This is a genomic window from Streptosporangium amethystogenes subsp. fukuiense (genome assembly GCF_042665875.1).
GTDB classification, from domain to species: Bacteria; Actinomycetota; Actinomycetes; order Streptosporangiales; family Streptosporangiaceae; genus Streptosporangium; species Streptosporangium fukuiense.
In genome coordinates, this window is sequence record NZ_JBHTEE010000001.1 from 578,326 (window position 1) to 600,414 (window position 22,089).

General features: G+C 63.6%; 16 protein-coding genes. 9 read left to right on the forward strand and 7 right to left on the reverse strand.

The window, feature by feature from the left end:
• The first annotated feature begins 196 nt into the window (after positions 1–196).
• The 6 genes from ACFQVD_RS02525 (at position 197) to ACFQVD_RS02550 (ending at position 7,950) form a co-directional block, all read left to right on the forward strand.
• On the forward strand, positions 197–2,383 hold the full coding sequence (locus ACFQVD_RS02525) for a hypothetical protein (protein ID WP_343983127.1): 2,187 nt from the start codon (positions 197–199) through the stop codon (positions 2,381–2,383).
• An 805-nt stretch (positions 2,384–3,188) separates the two neighbouring features.
• The gene (locus ACFQVD_RS02530; RefSeq protein WP_343983124.1) at positions 3,189–4,070 is read left to right on the forward strand and encodes a class I SAM-dependent methyltransferase; all 882 of its coding nucleotides are present in this window, start codon (positions 3,189–3,191) and stop codon (positions 4,068–4,070) included.
• A 110-nt stretch (positions 4,071–4,180) separates the two neighbouring features.
• Entirely contained in the window at positions 4,181–5,335 is a 1,155-nt protein-coding gene (gene rffA, locus ACFQVD_RS02535; protein WP_343983121.1) for a dTDP-4-amino-4,6-dideoxygalactose transaminase, read from the forward strand.
• Between the two features lie 620 nt (positions 5,336–5,955).
• Positions 5,956–6,420, forward strand: coding sequence for a GtrA family protein (locus ACFQVD_RS02540; protein WP_343983118.1), 465 nt, complete (start codon positions 5,956–5,958; stop codon positions 6,418–6,420).
• A gap of 132 nt (positions 6,421–6,552) precedes the next feature.
• A complete protein-coding gene (locus ACFQVD_RS02545) occupies positions 6,553–7,620 on the forward strand; it encodes a glucose-1-phosphate thymidylyltransferase (protein ID WP_343983115.1) in 1,068 nt (355 codons plus the stop codon).
• A gap of 159 nt (positions 7,621–7,779) precedes the next feature.
• Positions 7,780–7,950 (forward strand): GDP-mannose 4,6-dehydratase, encoded by a 171-nt coding sequence (locus tag ACFQVD_RS02550; protein ID WP_343983112.1) that lies wholly within the window; start codon positions 7,780–7,782, stop codon positions 7,948–7,950.
• A 318-nt stretch (positions 7,951–8,268) separates the two neighbouring features.
• On the opposite strand, the gene ACFQVD_RS02555 is transcribed toward ACFQVD_RS02550, so the two are convergent.
• Complete coding sequence (locus tag ACFQVD_RS02555) at positions 8,269–8,778, reverse strand: GNAT family N-acetyltransferase (protein ID WP_030923499.1); 510 nt, start codon at positions 8,776–8,778, stop codon at positions 8,269–8,271.
• Between the two features lie 825 nt (positions 8,779–9,603).
• On the opposite strand from ACFQVD_RS02555, the gene ACFQVD_RS02560 reads away from it, so the two are divergent.
• Together ACFQVD_RS02560 and ACFQVD_RS02565 are read left to right on the forward strand one after the other, a co-directional pair.
• Complete coding sequence (locus tag ACFQVD_RS02560) at positions 9,604–10,605, forward strand: glycosyltransferase (protein ID WP_343983103.1); 1,002 nt, start codon at positions 9,604–9,606, stop codon at positions 10,603–10,605.
• Between the two features lie 64 nt (positions 10,606–10,669).
• Positions 10,670–11,377 (forward strand): WbqC family protein, encoded by a 708-nt coding sequence (locus tag ACFQVD_RS02565; RefSeq protein WP_343983100.1) that lies wholly within the window; start codon positions 10,670–10,672, stop codon positions 11,375–11,377.
• A gap of 112 nt (positions 11,378–11,489) precedes the next feature.
• Here ACFQVD_RS02565 and ACFQVD_RS02570 read toward each other — a convergent pair whose 3' ends face one another.
• The 6 genes from ACFQVD_RS02570 to ACFQVD_RS02595 all read right to left on the reverse strand — a co-directional run bounded on the left by ACFQVD_RS02570 (position 11,490) and on the right by ACFQVD_RS02595 (position 20,484).
• On the reverse strand, positions 11,490–12,161 hold the full coding sequence (locus tag ACFQVD_RS02570; RefSeq protein WP_364148285.1) for a helix-turn-helix domain-containing protein: 672 nt from the start codon (positions 12,159–12,161) through the stop codon (positions 11,490–11,492).
• A complete protein-coding gene (locus ACFQVD_RS02575; RefSeq protein ID WP_343983097.1) occupies positions 12,053–12,328 on the reverse strand; it encodes a helix-turn-helix domain-containing protein in 276 nt (91 codons plus the stop codon). The genes ACFQVD_RS02570 and ACFQVD_RS02575 overlap by 109 nt, the downstream gene beginning before the upstream one ends.
• A 139-nt stretch (positions 12,329–12,467) precedes the next feature.
• On the reverse strand, positions 12,468–16,049 hold the full coding sequence (locus ACFQVD_RS02580; protein ID WP_343983095.1) for a DUF4082 domain-containing protein: 3,582 nt from the start codon (positions 16,047–16,049) through the stop codon (positions 12,468–12,470).
• A 792-nt stretch (positions 16,050–16,841) separates the two neighbouring features.
• Positions 16,842–18,317 (reverse strand): ice-binding family protein, encoded by a 1,476-nt coding sequence (locus tag ACFQVD_RS02585; RefSeq protein WP_343983092.1) that lies wholly within the window; start codon positions 18,315–18,317, stop codon positions 16,842–16,844.
• Between the two features lie 254 nt (positions 18,318–18,571).
• A complete protein-coding gene (locus tag ACFQVD_RS02590) occupies positions 18,572–18,832 on the reverse strand; it encodes a hypothetical protein (protein WP_343983090.1) in 261 nt (86 codons plus the stop codon).
• 695 nt (positions 18,833–19,527) lie between these two features.
• Positions 19,528–20,484, reverse strand: a complete 957-nt coding sequence (locus ACFQVD_RS02595) for an ice-binding family protein (protein WP_343983087.1) — start codon at positions 20,482–20,484, stop codon at positions 19,528–19,530.
• 340 nt (positions 20,485–20,824) lie between these two features.
• Here ACFQVD_RS02595 and ACFQVD_RS02600 point away from each other — a divergent pair, with 340 nt between their 5' ends.
• The gene (locus tag ACFQVD_RS02600; protein ID WP_343983084.1) at positions 20,825–22,084 is read left to right on the forward strand and encodes a nucleotide sugar dehydrogenase; all 1,260 of its coding nucleotides are present in this window, start codon (positions 20,825–20,827) and stop codon (positions 22,082–22,084) included.
• The last annotated feature ends 5 nt before the right edge of the window (positions 22,085–22,089 follow it).

The following is a 22,089-nucleotide window of genomic DNA, read 5'->3' on the forward strand; positions in this document are numbered from 1 at the left end:
CGCTCGTGTCGTGAGACTTGCGTGCATGGCCAAGACTCCGCACCTTCAAAGTCCCTTGCCGGATCCCCTGGAAATTATGGGAAAAGTGTCGGCAAATCGGACTCCACATAAACAAAGATGGCCTGTCTGGTGGCGGAGGGTCTGGTGCTCTCACGTATTTAGATGGTTTCCCGCGGCGTTTGTGACCATATTTGCTGTGACGGTGCTGGGTGCCTTTGGGGTTTCCGTCCGGGATATGGCCTGCTTCGGCGCCTACATCGCGCTGGGACTCGCGCTCCCGGGGCTGCTGCTGATCCGCGCCCTGTACGGCGGCAGGCGGACGCTGGCCGAGGAGATCGCCCTCGGGCTGACGCTCGGCTACGCGATCGAGGTGCTCGCCTATGTCGCCGTCCGCGCGGCCGGGATGCCGCTGCTCGTCATGGCCTGGCCGATCACCACCTACGCGGTCTTCATCGCCGTTCCCCGCCTGCGCCGGCACTGGAGAGGCAGGCGTCGCCTCACCACGCCGCTCTGGTGGTCCTGGTCCCTCGCCCTGGTCACCATCTATCTGATCGCCTGGAGCGCCGCCAAGTTCTTCAGGACGCATGCTCTGACGTGGCCGGCGCTTGGGGCGGCCAATCTCGACATGCCGTTCCACCTGGCGCTGATCGGCGAGTTGAAGCACCATATGCCGCCCACGGTGCCGATGGTCGCCGGTGAGCCACTCTTCTACCACTGGTTCGTCTACGCCCACCTCGCGGCGGCGAGCTGGGTCACCGGCGTGGAACCGCTGGTGCTGCTGTTCAGACTCTTCATGCTGCCCATGATGGTCGCCTTCGTCGTCCTGATAGGGATGATTGGACGGCGCGTGGTGGGCGCCTGGTCGGCCGGGTTGCTGGCCGTCGCGGGCACTGTCTTCATGGAGGCCCCGAACCTGTACCTGGGGACAAGCGTCGGAATCTTCACGTGGCGTCCCCCTCAGTCGTGGCTGAGCCCCACCCAGGCCTTCGGTGCTCTCCTCTTCGTGCCGGTCGTCATCCTCCTGATCGACCTTCTTGAGCGCAGGCGTATCGCCCTCGGCTCCTGGGTTCTCCTGGGCGTCTTCCTCGTGGCGGTGATGGGGGCCAAGGCCACCTACCTGCCCCTGCTCGCCATCGGCCTGGCGGCGATCGTGGTGATCGAGGTGGCGAGACGACGCCGGGTGCCCTGGCGCGTGCTCGTCGTGCTGGTGACTACCGTGATGTGCTTTCTTTACGCGCAGTTCGTGCTGTTCGGCCAGGCGCGCCTAGGGATGATCGTCGAACCGCTCGCCATGACCCGCAAGATATGGGCGGAACTGACCGGTCAGGACGGAGACATCGGGCCATTGTCGGCCTCGGCTTTCGGCGTCACGCTGCTGTACCTGCTGAGCTGGGTCATAGAGTGGTGCGGGATCTGGGGCCTGCTGAGCCGACCGCGGTTGCTGCTGCGGCCTGCCGTGGTTGTGATGCTCAGCATCGGGGCGGGGGGGTTCTGCGCCACGCTTCTGTTCGGGCACCCTCATCATGCCGAGATGTACTTCTCCGTGGCGTCCTATCCCTATCTGGCGATAGTCGCCGTCTACGGAATCTTCGTCATTGTTCGGCGGGCTCAGGTGCCTCCACGCGTGACGGCGTACGCGGTCGGCGCGGCGATCGTAGCGACCTGCTCGATCCGTATGATCTTCGGCGTCCGGATCCCCCTGGGCCCGGGCCAGAGCGAGATCCTCCTGTACCGGCCGTATATCGCCTTTGCGGCTCTCGCCCTACCGGTGATCGGCCTGCTCCTCCTCGCCAACAGGCGGCGCCTCGTCGTCGCCGGAGCCATCACGATCTCAATGGTCACGGCCGTCGGCCTGCCCGCGGCCTGGGCGGCCCGCGTCCTCTCGTCGGCCGTTCCCGCTCCGGCGGGCGGTGGCGCGGACACGGGCCCGGGAGTGCCGGTGATCCGCAGGGACGCCTTGACCGCCGGACGATGGTTGCGTGCCCACTCGGATCCGGATGACCTGGTCGCCACGGACACACATTGCCGAGGGAAATCCGAGAACCCCTGTGACAGCCGTGAGTTCTGGGTGTCCGCGCTGACCGAACGACGCGTGCTGGTGGAGGGGTGGGCGTTCAGCCCGGCGAATTACCAGCACTGGCACAGGGGCCTCGTGGCGGAGCACCTGCCGTTCTGGGACCAGGAGCGGATCCAGCTCAACGATGCCGCATTCCGATCGCCCTCGGCGGCTTCCATTCAGCGGTTACGGACGCGTTACGGCGTGCGCTGGCTGTTCGTCGACGAGCAGCACACCGGTGCGGACTCCAAGATCGGTGACGGCGCGAACCTGAGGTTCCGTTCCGGCGACTACGCCGTTTACGAGGTGCCAGACGGTACGGCCTGACTCCTTCGCCGCGTCCAGGCCCCGCCGGTGCCCGCCTATCAATCCTCAGGCCGAGGTTGACCTGTGACAACGGATCGTGACGGCCGGGCATGAGCCGGAGTGCCGGATGGTTGAAGCGGGGAGCCGAAGCGCCCGCGGCGAGCATTCGCATTCCGGGCGGAAAGACTTGTCTTGGCGTCACCGCATCACCTGTCCGATGAACAGCGCCATGGCGGCCATGGTCCGTCACGCGCTCCTTGGCCCGGGGTTGCCGGCTGCCAATGGACATTCCGCAGCGGCGGAAACCCATGGCTCCGGCAACTTGTCGCCCGCCCTTCGGCAAAGGCGGAGGACGGCGTGCGGCCACTAATCCGAGTCCCGCATAAATTCAAGCGGACAGGTGGTCGCTGAGGCCATGCGTTCTTCGCGGAAGGGCTCAAACACCGGTGGAGGCACTTGTTCCGGCAGGCGGTAAGGGGACGAGATCGCGTCCGCGGTCCTACAGGCCGGCGAAACAACTGACCCCCTGTCAGCGAGAGGCCGGTGCTCCATTACGGGCTCGAAGCGGTTTGGGACGCGAGCGTCACCCGCGTGGGGATCGTCGTCGGCGACACGGCCCGCGGGATCCGGGCAGCGGCGGGCGACGGCTCCGGGGTCGGCCTCGACGTGCCCTTCCTCGCCGGAGAGGAGCCCTCCGGTCTGGCGCGCTGCGTCCTGACCGCCTGCGACTTCTCGCCGGTCAGCCGTTCATGGAGAGGATCGCCCAGATCATGCGCTGGTATCGGAGCAACGAGCCATGGTAGCGACGGTTGAAGGAGAGGGCCTGATGAACGGGGAAGAACCGATGAGGTGCCCGGTCGACCGGATCGCGGCCGCATTGGTCTGCCCGTCCTGCCGCGTTCCCCTCGACGCGTCGTACGGATGCGCGGCCTGCGGAACCGGTGGTCACCGGACGGGAAACCAGCTCCGTTTTGCCGGCTTCGGAGACGCCGAGCTACGGGACGATCCGCTCAATCGGATCAAGGAGACCGTCAAGCGCCGTTTCGGGCCCGCATATCCGCTTGTGATCCAACTGCTCTCACCCGTGCTGCTGAGACGGTTCATCCGCCCCTTCCTCATGAGTTTCGATCTTGATCGTGATCTGGTGGCGGATCTAGGGTCGGGTACCAACCGCTATGATTCACGACTCCTCTGTGTGGACGGGGGCGCGTACGCCAACGTTGACATTGTGGGTGACCTGCGAACACTGCCGATCGATGACGGGGCTCTCGCCGGTATCGTCAGCATCGCCGTACTCGAGCACGTACCGGATCCGCAGGCTCACGTTCGGGAGATGTGGCGTGTGCTCAGGCCGGGAGGGCGGGTGCTGTGCTACGTGCCCTTCATGCAGCCGTTTCACGCGTCACCGTATGACTACCAGCGCTACACCGAGGCGGGTATGAAAACCCTCTTCAGCCGTTTCGACGTGATGCATGTGCGGATAGGCGCGGGTCCCACCTCGGCCATGCTGTGGACGTTCCAGGAGTGGCTGGCCCTCCTGCTCTCGTTCGGCAGCAGGCGGCTCTACCGCGTGCTGGCCCCCCTGATGTGGTTGCTCTCGCCCATCAAGGTCCTCGACGTCCTGCTGGCGCGGCACCCCAACGCCACGGTGGCGGCCAGTGGGTTCGTGATCGAGGCGCGGAAGCCGACGGAGGCCCGGCCGGAGTAGCGGCCGGGGGCGGCAGGGTTGACCGGTGTGACCTAAGACTTACGTAATGGATCACCAATGGACGGCAGCGCAACGTCTGCCGACTGATCCTTCCGTTGTTCACTTCGGCTGTGAAAGTAACCGATCGGGAGACGATTCCCTTCAACCGAACGCATATCTCGCCGAACGAGCTGGACTATCTCGCCGAGGCGGTATGCCGGCGATCCACCTGCGGAGACGGGCCGTTCACCCGGCAGGCCTCCGAGCTTCTCGAGAAGATCACCCAGGCGGGCCGGGCGCTGCTGACCACCTCCTGCACGCACGCGCTGGAGATGTCGGCGATTCTGCTCGCCCTCCAGGCCGGCGATGAGGTGATCATGCCGTCGTTCACCTTCATGTCGATGGCCAACGCCTATGCCCTCCGCGGGGTGGTGCCGGTCTTCGTCGACTGCAGGCCCGACACCCTCAACATGGACGAGCGGCTGATCGAAGCCGCGATCACCGATCGCACCCGGGCCGTCGTGGTCATGCACTACGCGGGTGTCGCCTGCGAGATGGAGGCGATCGGAGAACTGTGCGAACGGTATGGTCTCGCGCTCGTCGAGGACAACGCCCACGGTCTGGGCGGGGCCTATCGAGGCCGACCTCTCGGTTCGTTCGGCAGCATGGCCACCCAGAGCTTCCACGCGACCAAGAACGTGCAGTGCGGGGAGGGAGGCGCGCTGCTTCTGAACGACGCGGATCTGGTGGCGCGAGCCGAGATCATCCGGGAGAAGGGCACCGATCGCAGCAGGTTCTTCCGCAGGCAGGTGGACAAGTACAGATGGGTCGATATCGGATCGAGCTATCTTCCGTCCGATGTTCTCGCCGCACAGCTGACCGCCCAGCTGGAGTCGTTCGGCACGATCCAGGCCCGGCGCCATGCGGTATGGCGCAGGTATCACGATGAACTGGCGGACTGGGGTGCGGTGAACGGGGTCGCCCAGCCGACGGTCCCAGATGGCTGCGCCCATCCGGCGCATCTGTACTATCTCTTGCTTCCGGATCTGGTGAATCGGCAGGAGTTGATCGCCCACCTCTCGAAGAGGGATGTGCAGGCGGTATTCCACTACCAGCCGCTGCATTCCGCGCCCGCAGGGGTGCGATACGGGCGGGTGGCCCCAGAAGGATGCCCGGTCACCGAGGAGGTCGCTGACCGTCTTGTACGGCTGCCGCTGTTTGCTGATCTGACCGAGGCCGACGTCGACCACGTGATCAACGCCGTCCAGACCTACGAGGTGAACTGATGGGGTGTGACGTGATCCAGGCGCGAGCCGTACGGGCTCGGGAATCCCCCTTGGAGTCACCCAGGTCCGGGTGTCCGGCCGGGCGTCTCGCCGCTCCCGCTGAGGTCTGGCCTCCATTCTCCGAGGTCCGAAGGCCGTCTACAGATCGGCCGCATACGTCATCGTGCATCGATACCCGGTTGGCCGCTTCGACCGGTTCATGAGGCCGATCGCGCCCGGCCGGACCGTGACGCTCGCCGGCTCTCTTGCAGATCGGCGGCTATGTGCGCAAAGAGGCCGCGCACGCGGACGCCATCGCGGGATCTGCGTATGACAGGAATCATGCGTGCGGCTGCTGGGAAGGCGCTGGTTTCCACCAACTCCGCCGCACCCGGAAGTCACCGCCTGACACATCTTTGTTCAGCGCCATCGAGGTGTAGCGGGTTGATCGGGACGAAGGCTGAGATCCGTCAGGTCTCGACGAGCGACCCGAGCCAGGTCACGAGCGCCGGAAGAGTCTGTTCAGGCGGTAACACGCGATGACCGGAACCGTCTCTGACGCCAACCCCCGGTTGATTTCCGGTGGCCGACCATAATTCATTCGATCCCGTTACTCGATCACGATCCGGAGTGACTGCCATATGGTTGAAGTCGGAAGCGGGACCGCTCACGAGAAGGATTCACGCTCCGGGTGGCGAGCTCTGGTTTCGGCATTTTGGGGCCGACGTGTCGCATATCTGCTGGCCAGCGCCATGACGGCGGTAGTCTATTGCGCTCTCCTGGGGCTGGGGCTGCTTGCCGTCAAAGATCGGGTTCCTTATGTCTTCCTGCTTGTGGCCTGCCAGTTCCTCACCTCGGTGATCGTCTATCCATGGTACAGGCTGGTGGTTTTTCGTGCCGCCGGGGAATCGTGGTTCGCGGGTTACCTGAGATTCTATGCGGTCGGACTGGGCTTCCTGGCGGCGTCCGTTGTCGGTGTCCCGATTCTGGTGGAATTTGTCGGTATTCCGATTATGGTGGCACAAGGCCTGCTAATAGCCGTGAGTCCGCCGCTAACCTATTTGACGCACCGGGTGTGGACGTTCCCCAATCGGGAGAAAGTCTAGTCTTGCCAAGATGCCATACGTTCTTTGACAAAAGTGAAGGATGGCGGCGGGCTGCTAATTGGAGCTCCGCGTAAATTGAGTGTGCAGACGGTCGCTGTGGCCAGGCGCTCTTGGTGGAAGGACTCAACAACCATGAAGGCACTCGTTCTAGCGGGTGGCAAGGGGACGAGGCTGCGCCCGCTGACCCACACCTCGGCGAAGCAGCTGGTCCCCGTCGCCAACAAACCGGTGCTCTACTACGGACTTGAGGCGATACGGGACGCGGGCATCAGCAACGTCGGGATCATCGTCGGCGACACGGCCCATGAGGTCCGGGAGGCGGTCGGGGACGGCTCGAAGTTCGGCCTCGACGTGACCTACATTCCCCAGGAGGCCCCCCTGGGGCTTGCGCATTGTGTCCTGATCGCTCGGGAGTTTCTCGCCGATGAGCCGTTCGTGATGTATCTGGGCGACAACTTTCTGGTGGGCGGTATCAGAGGCCTGGTGGAGGCATTCTGCGAGGCTGACAACGACGCCCAGATCCTGCTCACCAGAGTCGCCGAGCCACAATTCTACGGAGTCGCCGAGCTTGGACCGGACGGCGGGATCATCGGGCTGGAAGAGAAACCGGAGCACCCGCGTAGTGATCTCGCGATCGTGGGGGTCTACACGTTCTCTCCGGCCATCCATGAGGCGGTCAACGCGATCACGCCTTCCGCCCGCGGAGAGTTGGAAATCACGGACGCCATCAAATGGCTCATCGACAACGGTGGCCGTGTCCGTTCGCACTTCGTGAGCGGCTACTGGAGAGACACCGGACGTCTGCAGGACATGCTGGAATGCAATCGCATCGTCCTGGAGGCGATCGAACCAGACATCCGGGGAACCGTTGACGGGTTCTCGGAGATAACGGGGCGCGTTGTCATCGAGTCCGGGGCGGTGGTGGAGAACTCGGTGATCCGAGGGCCTGCGGTCGTCGGTACCCAAAGCAAGGTAAACGGCTCGTACATCGGCCCCTATACCTCGATCGCCGAGGGCTGCGTGCTGGAGGATGCCGAGGTACAATACAGCATAATTCTGGGAGAATCCGTCATTAGAGGCGTCTCAGGGCTCACGTACTCCCTGATCGGCCGAAACGTCGAGGTCATCCAGGCCAGAGGAGTGCCCAACACGCATCAACTCATGGTCGGTGACCACAGCAGGATTCAGGTGCGGGCATGAGAATCCTTGTTCCAGATGGTGCTGGATCATCGGCTCCCATTATGTGCGATCGCTGCTGCCGGGAGGATATCCCGGCTATGAGAATGCTCATGTGACGGTGCTGGGCAAGCTCACATATGCGGGCAACGTGGCGAATCTGCGCCCGGCGGCCGAGCATCCGTGCTTCACATTCGTCAGGGGGACATCACCGATGCCCGGTTACCGGCCGACGTGGTGCCGGGGCATGACGTGATCGTGAACTTCGCCGCCGAGACTCATGTCGACCGATCGATAAGCGGCCCCGGGGAGTTCGTGGTCACCAACATGCACGGCCTGCAACGCCTCCTGTAGGCGGCGCTCGATACCGGCGCGCGTACAGTCGTTCAGCTCTCCACGGACGAGGTGTACGGATCCATTGCCGCGGGGTCCTGGACCGAGCCGGACCCTTGCTGCCCAACTCGCCCTATTTGATGAGGGACTTATCCAGGTCGTGCGGTGGTACCGCGATCATCAGGACTGGTGGCGCCCATTGAAGAAAACCGGTCGATAACCGCTGGAGTGCTGCGGTTTGAATCGCCCTGGCCCAGGTGGAGACTCTGACGAACCCGAGTCCGGCGGAGCCGGCTTGATGGACGGGCCCGCACCCGCCGCCGTAGGGCCTGTCGGACTTCACGGGCGCAGCACCGAGTAGAGGATCTGGTCGTGCCAGCCGCCATCCCGCCATTGGGCGCGGCGCAGGATTCCCTCGCGTTCGAACCCGGCCTTCTCCAGAGCGCGCTGCTCGCCGTAGTTGGCGATGTCCGTGAAGGACTGGATGCGCTCGGCTCGCGTGTGGGCGAACAGATAGTCCACGAGCTGGCGCTGAGCCAGTGTTCCGATGCCTTGGCGGCGGAAGTCGGAGAAGACACAGATGCCCATCGCCCAGCACCAACACGTAGAATTCGGTCCCCAGGAGGTCGTCCACCACACCACCCATCCGGCCGGGCCACCGTCGACGTCGATGGTGAGGCGACCGGAGTCGGTGCCGAGGAATCCGTTCTCGGCGAACTCCTGGCGGAGCCCGTGCGAAGAGCGGTGTCCATACCACTGGAGCTCGCCTCTGAGCTCGGGGGTAGCCCGTTCCGCCTCGAAGACGTCCAGGTCCTCCTCGCGGACCGGCCTCAGTTTGATGACCTCCATGACCTTCCTTTCGTATGGCCTGCGCAGGCCTCGTGGCAGAGCGGTTCCAACGGTGCCGGCTCGGGAGGAGGCCGGCCTGACGGATCGGTTCGGGTGGACGCCAGGTGGACGCGAGCCGTAGGACATCGTTCCAGGCAAGACTTTCAAAGCCGACCATGTGAGACCGGCATGCTGGAATGCGAGCTGAAACGCGTTGGCCGATGCTCACTTCACCGGCATCCGGCCCCCTCCGCTCAGTCGCCTTTAGGACAAGCCGTAAAATTCCATCCGAAAGAGTCATTCGATTGCTTATCCAACGAACTAGGAAAGATGACCACGTGGGCCGGGGCTCCCATTCCCGAGCCATGCTATGGATCGCGACCTCCCGAAGACAAACATGCGGGAGGCGTGTCCTGAGCTGTATCGCCGGAAAGGCTGCCGGCCTCGATCCGCATGAAGAACCGGCAAGAACAATGCCGGGGTAAGGGTGTCCGTCCCCGCCTGTGGCGCTGCGGTGGTCACCCCCGGCCTGATCGCCGCCTGGGGCAGATCCAGGCCCCGGTATCTCCGGCTTGAACTGCGAAAACACCAACGAGCGCGACGAAAGGCTCTTCCGCCGACCTTATGGCGCCGACCCGCACTAGGCAGCGACCGGACCGCGGGCATGACCGAACTCAAAACCCGTCCCCACAGAAGATCAACTCGATGTGAGTCGATTACTCCAAGATCATGAAAGATTCAAGGGTGGGCGTAGAAAATCGTGGTTTCGTCCTTGGTCTCATTAATATAGTGTAAATCCGGCCTGCGGGCCCGACCGGCCGACTTGGTAGTCATGAGACTGGCACTATGACTAGCGTATCCGTCGTAATTCCATGCTATCGATCCGAGCAGACGCTTCCGGTGCTGGTTGATCGCCTCCTTGTTGTTTTGTCAACCGCCGCCTCCGTGTCCGAGGTCATACTCGTCGTCGACGGTTCACCAGACAAGACATGGGAAGTCGCCCAACAGCTTGCCGATCGGTACGAAACGGTCCGCGCACTGCTGCTGGCCCGGAACTACGGTCAGCACAACGCTCTCGTCGCCGGCATCCGCTGTGCTCGCTACGACACCGTGGTCACCATGGACGATGATCTTCAGCATCCACCAGAAGAGATCCCCAAACTCCTGGCAGGCCTCCGGCCTGACCTCGACATCGTCTACGCAGTCCCATGCGCTGGGACGCACGGATTCATACGTGATCTCGCCTCCAGATCGCTCAAGATCGGACTCTCTGGGCGATTCGGTGAGGCAACAGGCCAAGATATCTGCGCGTTCCGTGCCTTCCGCAGTTTTTTGCGCGAATCATTGGACGGGGTCGCAGGCCCCCACGCTCTAATCGACATCTCGTTCTCGTGGGCCACCATGCGGGTCGGAACCGTCCCGGTAAACATAGAGCGCCGACTTGTCGGGCGCTCCAATTATACCGTTCCGATGCTCATTCGCCATGCGGTCCATGTCATGATTGGATACAGCACCGTCCCGCTTCGCCTGGTCACCTATTGCGGGCTGCTGGCAGGGGCTCTCGGCGCCGTCCTGCTCACTGTCTTTCTTTGGAACTACTGGTGGGGGGACAGCACACTCAAAGGGTTCACGTCGATAGCGTCCATGATTTCACTGTTCGCCTCTGCCCAGATGGTCGCCCTTGGAATCATCGGGGAATATCTCGGCAGGATCCATGTGGAGCGCATGGGGCGTCCCACGTACATCGTTCGCGAGCGGTCCGAAAGTCGCGACTCACGCCTGCCGGCGACGCCTGACGTGAACGCGGAGACTTTAATCCGCCCGGGAGTCGGCGCTCACGAACGGTAGTCCGATCCGAGGGTCTTCCCTGGAGACCCATACGAAGCCCGAGCAAGTCGAAAGTGTGGGGCACATGAAACGAGTTGCGATAGTGCAATCAAATTACATTCCATGGAAAGGATATTTCGACCTGATTGCCCACGTCGATGAGTTCGTACTCCTCGACGAGGTGCAATACACTGACAGAGACTGGCGTAATCGTAATCGCATAAAAACGGCGGCGGGTCCTAGATGGCTCTCGATCCCGCTCACGCACGGCCCTCGGAGCCGGCTGATCAACGAAATGGTCATTGCCGACCCGAACTGGAACATCATGCACTGGCGAGCTCTCACACAGGCGTATCGGAAGGCCGCATATTTCGACGAGTTCGCGCCGGCCCTGGAGGCGCTTTACTATGGATGCCGGGATGATCGGCTTTCCGGAATAAACAGACATTTCCTCGAAGGGCTCTGTTCGGTCCTTGGCATCCGAGCCGATCTGCGCTGGTCCACCGACTACGTCACCACGGGATCCAAGACGGAGCGCCTCGTCGATTTATGCCAGAAGGCGGGGGCCCATGAATATATTACCGGTCCGACTGCGCGGGCCTACCTCGATGAGAGCCTCTTTCGGAGAGCGGGCATCGAGTTGCGATGGTTCGACTACTCGAGCTACCCGGAATATCCACAGCTCCACCCGCCGTTCGACCACCGGGTGAGCGTCCTTGATCTTATATTCAACACGGGGCCGAATGCCATCGAATACCTGAAGATCGCTACTTCTGGGCGGGCATCACGGTGAGCGCCGGCTCGATACTGTTTCAACCGGGATCACATCACACGGTATTTTCGAATGGGGTGGGCCGATCCCCACGAGTTCGAGCAGCCGACTTGGCACGTGGCCTGTTTCTCCCTTATTCCGGCCGCACCCCGTCTGCGCGAGCAGGATTCTCCGATGAAGCGATGGGAGGCCTGCTCGGCCCTACATCCGGCTTTGAGAGGTTCGACTTTGGTGGCGTCTTCCACGGGGCCGTCGCTGCAGGACGGGGTGAGCCCGGCGGAAGTCTTGGCGAGTCCGTGAACGACGGCGTGCGAAGCGGGCAGGTCAGGGGTGCGGGTACTACATTCGCAGATCTCGCGGGAGGGGATCGCCGCGTCGGCGGTAGTGGCTGATCAGCGCGCGGGTCTGGTGGAGCTGTCGGAAGGCCGACCAGGCCAGGACATGACGGTGACGGCCACCGCCGTCCAGCAGGCCGGAGTGGTGGCCTTGGGCTCCGGCCTGTCTTCCCAGCACAGCCGGGCGCCCAGGTCGAGCGCCGCCCTTTCATCGCCGGCCACTGCTCGGCGGCCCAGGTCTCGATCACCTCCTCGTCGCGCTCGATGGCGCGATGGACGTGCGTCTGAGGAGTCCAGTCGATGCGGTGCAGCAGGTAGGAGACCCCGCGCGGGGTATAGCGGATACGAAACAGCGCAGCGATCAAGTCCGCGACCCGGGCCAGGGTCCAGCGCCGATCCTCGGTGTAGCCTTGCGCGGCCGGGCCGCGCCGGCCGTCAACCGGGCCAGGAGGGTCTCGTCCAGGCGGCACTTGTCCCCGCCGGGACCCTTGGAGGCCGGCGCCTCGATGCCGCCGGCCTGCCAGGCCCGGTACCGGCGGTTGGCCGACATCCGGCTGACCCGGAACCGGCGGGCCACCTCCGGCGCCGGCCCTCCCCGCGCGAACAGGTCAGCGGCTTCAACAACCGGCAGATTCACTTCGGAGAAATCCCTGTCCCTCTCGAAGCCGAAAAGACGGCATCCGAGCTTCCACGACATCACGGGCCTGAGCGGCTCGTTTTCCTGAACGACGCGTGGAAGCTCGGTCCCGGTAAGACCGTAATCTGTGGCTGGATTACTAAGGCGAAGTGAACACCACATCAACCCAGTAGTTGCTGGATTGGTTGCTGTTGACAGGGAAATTATTCACTGCGCCGTAGCGGTATACGCCGTTTCCGCCTGCCGCGCCATCCGCGAGCGCGATGAGCGGGCCGTTTGCGTATTGCGTGGTGAAGTAGGGCCTCGTTACCGACCAGTATCCCGATGTGGTGTGGTAGGAGGCGATGTAGGTGGTGTTGGGGGTGATCTCCACGGGTGTGGGGAAGTTCACCTGTTGCCACCCGGATGCGGTCTCGTTGGTGAAGACCGCGCTCGCGAGCAGTTGGCCATCGGTGGTCCACAGGCTTCCGGTGTGCGTCCCGGTGTTCTGCGGCCCCTTGTAGAAGCGGATGCCGTCGATGGTTCCGGCCGTGGTCGTCTTGAATTTCACACCGAGTGTAATGGCACTGGTGTCGGGCTGGGATTGGACGGCCGGGACCACCGTGTTGTCCCACAGGCTGTTCGAGGGGGTGAATACGACGTCCACCCAGTAGTTGCTGGCTTGATAGGTGTCGGTTGGGAAGGAGTTCGTGGCGCCGTATTTGTATACGCCGTTTCCGCCTTCCGCGCCGTTCGCGAGCGCGAGGAGCGGGCTGTTCATGTATTGCGTGGTGAAGTAGGGTCTCGTTACGGAATAGAATCCGGATGTGGTGTAGTAGGAGGCGATGTAGGTGGTGTTGGCGGTGATGTTCACGGGTGTGGGGAAGTTCACCTGTTGCCACCCGGACGCGGTCTCGTTGGTGAAGGTCGCGCTCGCGAGCAGCTGGCCGCTGCTGGTCCACAGGCTTCCGACGTGCGTCCCGGTGTTCTGCGGACCCTTGTAGAAGCGGATGCCGTTGATGGTTCCGGCCGTGGCCGCCTTGAATTTCACGCCGGCCGTGCTGGCATTGGCATCGGGCTGGGATTGAACGGCCGGGACCGCTGCGTTGTTCCACAGGCTGTTCGAGGGGGTGAATACGACATCCACCCAGTAGTTGCTGGCTTGATAGGAGGCGGTTGGGAAGGAGTCCGTGGCGCCGTACTTGTATACGCCGTTTCCGCCTTCCGCGCCGTTCGCGAGTGCGAGGAGCGGGCTGTTCGTGTATTGCGTGGTGAAGTAGGGCCTTGTTACGGAATAGAAGCCGGATGTGGTGTGGTAGGAGGCGATGTAGGTGGTGTTGGCGGCGATGTTCACGGGTGTGGGGAAGTTCACCTGTTGCCACCCGGACGCGGTCTCGTTGGTGAAGGTCGCGCTCGCGAGCAGCTGGCCGCTGCTGGTCCACAGGCTTCCGACGTGCGTCCCGGTGTTCTGCGGACCCTTGTAGAAGCGGATGCTGTTGATGGTTCCGGCCGTGGCCGCCTTGAATTTCACGCCGGCCGTGCTGGCATTGGCATCGGGCTGGGATTGGATGGCCGGAACGGCCGACGGTGGCCAGATGCTGCAGGGTGAACACCCTGGGACGACGGTGACGGTCAGTTCCGTCGGAGTCCCCTGAATATTTCCGATGTCATCGACCGCTCGGGATTTGACCGTTACCGTTCCGCTGCTGGGCGTTGTCCAGTTGTATCGCCAACTGGTGCGACCCGTTGCCTGAAACCATCTCGTCCCGCCGTCGAATGAAACCTCGACTCCGCCGACGACCCCGCCTCCGGTGTCAGCCGCCGTCCCTTGAACGGGGATGACGGTTCCAGCGGGTACGGTGCCGCCGCTTGCCGGATAGGTGATTGCCGACGTGGGCGGAGTGGTGTCCGTTGACGCGACCGCCGGAACCAGACCCGGCTGGATGCTGGCCGGCTGGGTTTTCATGTCGGCCAGCAGGTTGACTGTCGCCTGCTGCATCCGGATGTCCGTGGGGGGCGTACCGCCCAAGCGGCCGCCGCCTGCGGGTTTCAAATCATGATTGTCATCGAGTCCCCAGGACCACTGGACGGTCCCCGTGCCGAAGACCAGCGCGCCACTCGCATGCCTGTAGAGCGTAAGGCTGTGTGTCGGGGTTCCGGCGCCGTAGGTGCTGCCGAAGTTGAGCAGGTACGTCGATGTTTTGACCAAGGTTGTCTTGGAGAACTTCACCAGCCCCGCCGGTGCGAACCCGTTGTCGGTTGCTTCGTCCCACTCGTACCCCAGCGTTCCAACGGGAAAGGTCGCCGTCTGGCCGGGTTGCAGACTGGCGATAGACGTGTTGCGCCACAGTCGCATGTCGCTGTATTCGGCGGAAACGGAGATGGCATCGTTTGCCGGGGTATTCACCATGAAAAACGTTCCGCTTAAGGCGTTCTCGGGTCTTCCGCCATCCGATGGAGGGGAGAAACGGGGATCGCGCCACGTCCCTGTCCACTGTGGACTCGGATCGATCTTGGCGTTGGCGTGAGTCTCCTTGTAGCAGACCAGTGTCCGGAAAGGGGTGCCCGTTGCATCCAGAGAGTTCTCCCATCTGGTTTTCCAGAAAACCTGGTTTCCAGAGAGGAAGATGAGACTCACCCCGTTGTCCCGGGCGTTCTGGACATTGTTTCGCGTTTCATTGGACCAGTACTCGTCATGTCCGGAGGAGACGAATATCTTGTGTTCAAGCAGCTCCGCCCCCCGGCTGGCCGTGTCGACACTGCTGGTGTAGCTGACGTCGTACCCGTTGGCCTCGATCCATCTGACCAGAGGATACTCGGCCATGAAGAAACTACTGCGGGTAAAAAGCGGGCGGTTGTAGCTGACCTTGTAGGCGCGCCCCACCGGCTTGCCGAGATAGAGGCTGTTGCCGCCATACTGGTTGTACGCCTGCCATGTGGTGTCAGAGGTTTGAAGTAAGATATCCGAATTGCGAGAATCGTCTCGGATGATGAACAGGATCTGACTGGTCCCGGCCGTGCCGTCTTCCCGTATCAGATTCGCAGCATAGACTCCGGAAACGGCGTCATTCGGTACCGGCCAGGAGGCCGACAGCCCCCAGTTTCCGCAATCGATTAGACCGGTCGTCGTGTCACCCAAACAGGCCGGTTGCGTCTGGGGCAAGGCAGCGGAGGGCTCGATCGTCGTTATCAGCCGTGCGCCCATGCCGCCGTAATATCCAATGCGGTAAATATCTATACGATAATTGGTCGCATTGGTGTTCACCTTGAATTGGGCGTTCTCCCCCTTGTTCACGCTCATTTGAGTGACGTACCCCTCGATGTTGGTGCTCTGGGTCGGTACGTCCCACTGACTGGGAGGAGTGCCCGGCAGACTGTTCTCTATACAGACGACAGAAGTGGGCGGGCAGTCGGCTCTGCGTCTCAGGGCATGGGGAGACCGACTCCTGATCTTCGTGCCGTGTGCGCTGTCAGTCGCGCCCTTGACGGGCGACGTCTCGTCGGAAGGGGAGGGAGAGGGGATGAGCCTGGAATTGCTCGGCGTCGGCCTGGCGGATTCCATCCCGTTCTCCATCGGGCCTGCCGACGCCATCACGGTCAGCGATGCGGCCTCCGGGGCGGGGAGAGGAGGTAAGGCCGCCCCCAGTAAGCCGAGCATGGCCACCGCGCCGCCTCCGAAGGTGATCGCGCTCCGGAGAATCCGCCGCAACCTCGGATCGGACTGTTGCTTGTCGTCTGGCACTTAAACTCCTCACTCGAACCATCGCAGTAGATGACTAGCCGACTGAAAGCCTGACAATCTGATGACCGAAAGGGGCCAGGGCCGCTCCCACCTGGGGGTGTCCTTGCCAGACCTTTATTGAGCTTCTGTTGAAAGGGGCACTCCTGACGGCCGCGTCAAGGCAGCCCGCGCCGACGGCCGGGTCGACTCTGGTGACCTGCCCTCAGCAGACCGGACCCGGGCCTCATGGACGGCGATGGCGCCGCCGAGACGGGTGGCGGTGAGCCGACGCTCTCGGACCTCGAGGGTTGAGGCCGCGAGCGTGGCAGTTCCATCGACCAGATCTGATGCACCGCCACCGCGATCAGCTGTGATCCGCTCGCTGGTTCTGCCTGCTGTGCTGTGATGACGATCTCGTGACCGTCGAGCTCCGCCGCATCGCGGGCCGTCCCTCCCGCGTCCGGCCCCGGCGATACATCCGCAGGCTGCGCGTCTGGTTTTCTCCGCTCTCCATGTCCACGCGCACTCGCCTGATCCCGCGCCGCACGACGGCCTTGGGCCGAGTAGGTCACCATGGCCGTCGTGTGGGCTGCGGGCATTGCCCGCACCAGCCTGCCGGTGGCAAGCCGCCGGACGATCAGAAGGACGTCTGCGGGCGCGTGGAACCTCGCCCGGCGGGCGTGAACCAGGCCACCACGCCGCCCGGACACCGAAAGCCGCTGACGGCTCCGGCCGTGGTCGTTTTGAATTCGATGCCGAGCGTGACGGCCTTGGAGGCGGGATCACGTTGGACGGCCGGGACCGCCGCGTTGTTCAAGAGTTATTCGCAGGGGTGAACACGACATCCACCCAGTAGTTGCTGGCCAGATAGGCGTCGGTTGGGAAGGAGTTCGTGGCGCCGTATTTGTATACGCCGTTTCCGCCTTCCGCGCCGTTCGCGGGCGCGAGGAGCGGGGCGTTCGTGTATTGCGTGGTGAAGTAGGGCCTTGTTACCGAATAGAAGCCGGATGTGCTGTGGTAGGAGGCGATGTAGGTGGTGTTGGCGGCGATGTTCACGGGTGTGGGGAAGTCCACCTGTTGCCACCCGGACGCGGTCTCGTTGGTGAAGGTCGCGCTCGCGAGCAGCTGGCCGTCGCCGGTCCACAGGCCTCCGACGTGCGTCCCGGTGTTCTGCGAACCCTTGTAGAAACGGACGCCGCTGACGGTCCCGGCTGTGGTCGCCTTGAATTTCACGCCGGCCGTACTGGCTTTGGGATCGAGGTAGGACCGGGTGGCCGGGACCGCTGAGTTGTCCCACAGGCTGGTCCGCACGGTCTGGACCAGTTCGGGCGAGCTGCTCGGGGCGAAATGGACGATGGCCTCACCGTCGGGGGTGTCGCCGCCGAGATAGACGGCGGTGATCGAATGCTGCCCGGCGGCCAGGCTCGAGGTCGTGAAGGTGGCGGGGCCCGAGTTGTCGTGCCAGCCCGAGCCGATGACGGTCGAGCCATCCTTGAAGACCACCTCGCCCTGGGGGACGAGCGAGCCCGTGACCGGGCTCACCACGGCGGTGAAGGTGACCGGTTGCCCCTGTTGGGAGGGGTTGGCCGACGTGGTCAGGGTTGTCGTGGTCGGCGGGTTGTTCGGCACGCTGATACGGGTTGCCGGTGGGTCACTGGCGCCTTGGAGCGTGACTGTGTTGTTGAGCGCGAAGGCGCGGCCGTAGATGGTGGCGCCGGGGCTCACCGTCACCGATGTCAGCGCCAGAACGTTTCCCCGGAAGGTGGAGAACGTTCCAAGCGTCGCGGAGCCGCTGACTCGCCAGAAGACATTGTCCTCTTGGGCGCCGTTCACAAGGTTGATGTTGCTGACGTTTGCCGCGGAGAGGGTGGACGCGTTGAAGATGAAGACCGCGTCCGGATCATCGTCGGCATCGAGTGTGAGCGTCCCGGTTATTCCGAAGGTGCCGTCGGCGGAGTTGTAGACGCCCGGAGTTTTGGTCGTGCCGCCGAGCTCTGTCGGTACGGTGACGACAGGTGTCCGCCCGGCGATGTCGTTGTAGGCGGCGACCAGGTCGGCTTTGGCGCCGGACGCCGTAGCGTCGCCCGCGTGGATGGCTCCGCTCACCGTGCCGGGTGGGAATCCGGTCACCGAGATGCCCGGACTCACTCCGAGGTCTCCGGTGATCGCCGTGAGATTCGTATTCGTCACGGCGCTCCCGGCCAGAACGCCGAAGGGCGCGGCGTCGCCGAGACTCACCGGTGCCTGATCCGCGTTCGCGCTGTGTGGCGTTCCGACGATCACGCCCATCGACAGGACGGTTGTCAGCAGTACTACAGGCCAAGAGCGACCGACGCTCCGCCGGAGAAAGCCGCGGTGACCGGTTTCACGCTTCAGCTGTGCCGGCGAAGTCGTACCGGCCGGTTGCTCGGGTGGGCTGTAATGGGGTTTGGACATGGGAGTCAACTCTCCGGTGATCTCAGGTGTCGGACCTTGCGTGCAGTCCGTACATTAAGGATCAACCTCGCGATCCCTGCTTACTTCTGCCCGGTCGGTCGCTGTTTTTAATAAAAATTAAAGATACCGGCGGCGAGAAACGCCGACCTGGCATCTTGGTTTCCGTTGAAGGCGCCGCGACTCATGAGGGCGGACAAGGCTTTGACGATGTCGTTACGTGTCCGCAGTGAATCGCGGGTCGAATTCCAGCAACGCTTGTTTAAAGCAGGATTCGCCTGCAGATATCTTCCGTGGCCAGTGTCCTGAGTGGGTTCGCCGTCCAGCCTCAGGATTTTTTGGCGGATTACAGTGTCTTTGATTGTTTTCATGAGAGAATCCGCTTGGGATGACCGCCTGCCCGGCCAGGGCGCTCAAGGTGATCAGGGGGCGCACTCTCGCGGGGATTCCAGTGTTCCGCAGGCTGTCGCCGATGCGGCGACCGCCGTGTTCCTGCGAGGAATCAATGGGTTCTCCCTGCGGCAAAAATCGGATTTTCGAGTCACCGCATTGCATGGCGGCGCAAACGAGAGATGCCCATTCATGAAGTGGTGATGCTTGATCGAAGTTACGATTGGGGCAAACAAACGACACGCCGAGATAAAAGGTGTCCGTTTGGTCGGTATCTTTCGTGATCTCAACTCATTTAGTGAACGCGCGCCATTGTGCCGTTATCCGGTCACCGCGGGAGGCGAGGTCCAGGCACAGGCGCATGCCGTGGTTCCGGAGTGCCCGGCTGATGAGACATCGGATATGGCGGTGCGGGTCACGAGTCGCCTGCAGGGCAAGACGTCATGAGGCCCCGCGAACAGGTGATCGTCAATGGCGCCTGTTCCTGCGGAGCCTCGTTGTCGTTGACTCTGCCGTGTCCGTCGGCCAGTGGGCGGTCGGCGCACCGGAACGGGTGCCGACGGCTCTGGGGTACGGCAAGGCGGCTGGTGGTGCCGTCGGAGTCGGCGGGCGCTGTCCCGTTCGGCATCCCCGATCTCACGATCCGAGAACGCCGGAGTCGGGAAAAGGTGCTGATCTATGTCGTCCCGGGGTCGAGCACCTGCTGATTCACCACGGGTGATTCGCTCGGGGCGAAGTCGACCCAGGCCTCGCCGACGGAGGTGCCACCGGCCACGTAGACAGCCGTGATGGGGTGCACGCCCTTGGTGAGTTCCGCGGTCGTGAACGTCGCGACGCCGAGGTCGTCGAGCATGGCCGAGCCGATGACGACGGAGCCGTCCTTGAAGAGCACTGTGTTGGTGGGGCTGACCCCATGGAAGTCCCCGCTGACCTCGGCGACGAAGGTGACCGGATCCCCCAGTCGAGACGGGTTCAACGACGAGGTGAGGGACGTGTCGGTCTCTGGGGCGTCCGGCAGCATGATCTGGGTGGCCGGCAGGATGGTCGTGCCGTTCAAGGTGACCACGTTGTTCAGCGCCATGGCACGGCCGTGCATCGCCGCGCCCGTCATCACCTTGACATCGTTCAGGGCCAGGACGGTCCCCCGAAAGGTGGAGTATTCCCCCAGGGTCGCCGAATCGCCGACCTGCCAGATGATGTTGTCCTCCTGGGCGCCGTTCGTGAGGTCGATGTTGCTGGTCTTTGCCGTGTTGAGCGCGGAATCGGCTTGGAAGATGAAGGTCGCGTCCGGGTCGCCCTGAGCGTCGAGTGTGAGCGTCCCGGCTAGCTCGAAGACGCCTCCGGGAGTGTCGTAGACACCCGGCGTGATGGTCGCCCCTTCTCCAAGGTTCGGCGGGATGGTGGCGGTGGGCGTTCGCCCGGCCGCGTCGTTGTAGGCGGCGACCGCGTCGGCCTTTTTCTGCTGCGCCGCTGCGTCGTTCTTGTGCACCTCTCCGCGCACTATCCCCGGTGGGAAGCCGGTCATCGTGATGCCCGGGCTCAAGGCGACCGTACCGATGATCGTGGTGAGATCCGTGCTTGTGACCGCGTTGCCGGCCATGACCGCGCAGTCCTCGGCCTGCCCGAGGGTCACCGGCTGTATGTCTGCGTTCGCGCTGGGTGGCATCACAAGGGGTGCGCCCAATGTGAGGACGGCTGCGAGAGCCGCTTCCAGGTAGGGGCTGAGGCCATTCCGACGGAGAGCGCGAGGGCGATCACTATTTATCATAAAATTGTCCCTTTGTCTGGTAATTTGAAATCGATGTGCACCTGAGAAATCGACCTTACTGTTGTCGTTCTCGCCATCCTGAATCGACATGCGGCGGACCCGCGAAATGCGGAGGCGACACGCCCAGGGGCCCAAATCAATGTTGTGAGAACACTCGGCTCCTACAGTCAGGTCATATATCACTTGAAGTGACGGGGGTCCTGACATGGGAGAGAAGCTGGTCGTTGTCGGCCAGGGTTACGTCGGCCTGCCTCTGGCGATGCGGGCGGTCGACGCGGGGTTCGACGTCGTGGGGATCGACCTGGACGAGTGGCGGGTCAAACGGCTCAACGCCGCCGAGTCCTATGTCGAGGACGTCGGCGACGAGACGCTGGCCGCTGCCCACCGGTCGGGGCGCTATCTGGCCAGCGCCGACTACGCCGACGCCGAGGGGTTCGACGTCTGCGTGATAACCGTGCCGACGCCGCTGCGCGAAGGCGTTCCCGACCTGCGCCACATCGGCGCGGCGGGGGAGTCGCTCGCCCCGCTGCTGCGGCCGGGCGCCACGGTGGTGCTGGAGTCCACCACCTATCCGGGGACCACCGAGGAATATCTGCTGCCGCTGCTGGAGGACGGCTCCGGGCTGTGCGCGCCGCGCGATTTCCACCTCGGCTACAGCCCCGAGCGGATCGACCCGGGCAACGCGCGCTGGCGCCTGGAGAACACGCCGAAGGTGGTCTCCGGGATCGACGGGGCGTCCCTGGAGAGGGTCAGGGCGTTCTACGCGAGGATCGTGGGCGAGGTGGTCCCGGTCTCCTCGCCACAGGTGGCCGAGCTGTGCAAGCTCCTGGAGAACACCTTCAGGCATGTCAACATCGCCCTGGTGAACGAGCTGTCGATCTTCGCGCAGCAGCTCGGCATCGACGTCTGGGAGGCCATCGACGCCGCCTCGACCAAACCGTTCGGCTACCTGCGCTTCACTCCGGGGCCCGGGGTCGGCGGGCACTGCCTGCCGATCGACCCCTCGTACCTGTCCTGGAAGGTCAAGCGCAGCCTGGGACACAACTTCCGGTTCGTGGAGCTGGCCAACGACATCAACGACCACATGCCGGAGCATGTCGTGCACCGGGTCGGCCTCGCACTGAACCGGCTGCGCAAGCCGGTCAACGGCAGCCGGGTGCTCGCGCTCGGCCTCGCGTACAAGAAGAACGCCGGAGACTGCCGCGAGTCGCCCGCGATCGACGTGGTCAGGGGCCTGCGCAAGCTGGGCGCGGACGTGCGGGCCGCGGACCCGCATGTGGACTGCTTCCTGCTGCCGGAGGGCGTCGAGGTCGTCGCCTTCTCGGAGCGGGAGCTGGCGGCGGCGGACGTGGTGCTGGTCCTCACCGACCACGACCGCTTCGACTACGAGCTCGTCCAGCGGGCGAGCGGCTTCGTCCTCGACACCCGCAACCGCTGCCGCGGGCCCAACGTCGAGAGGTTGTGACCACC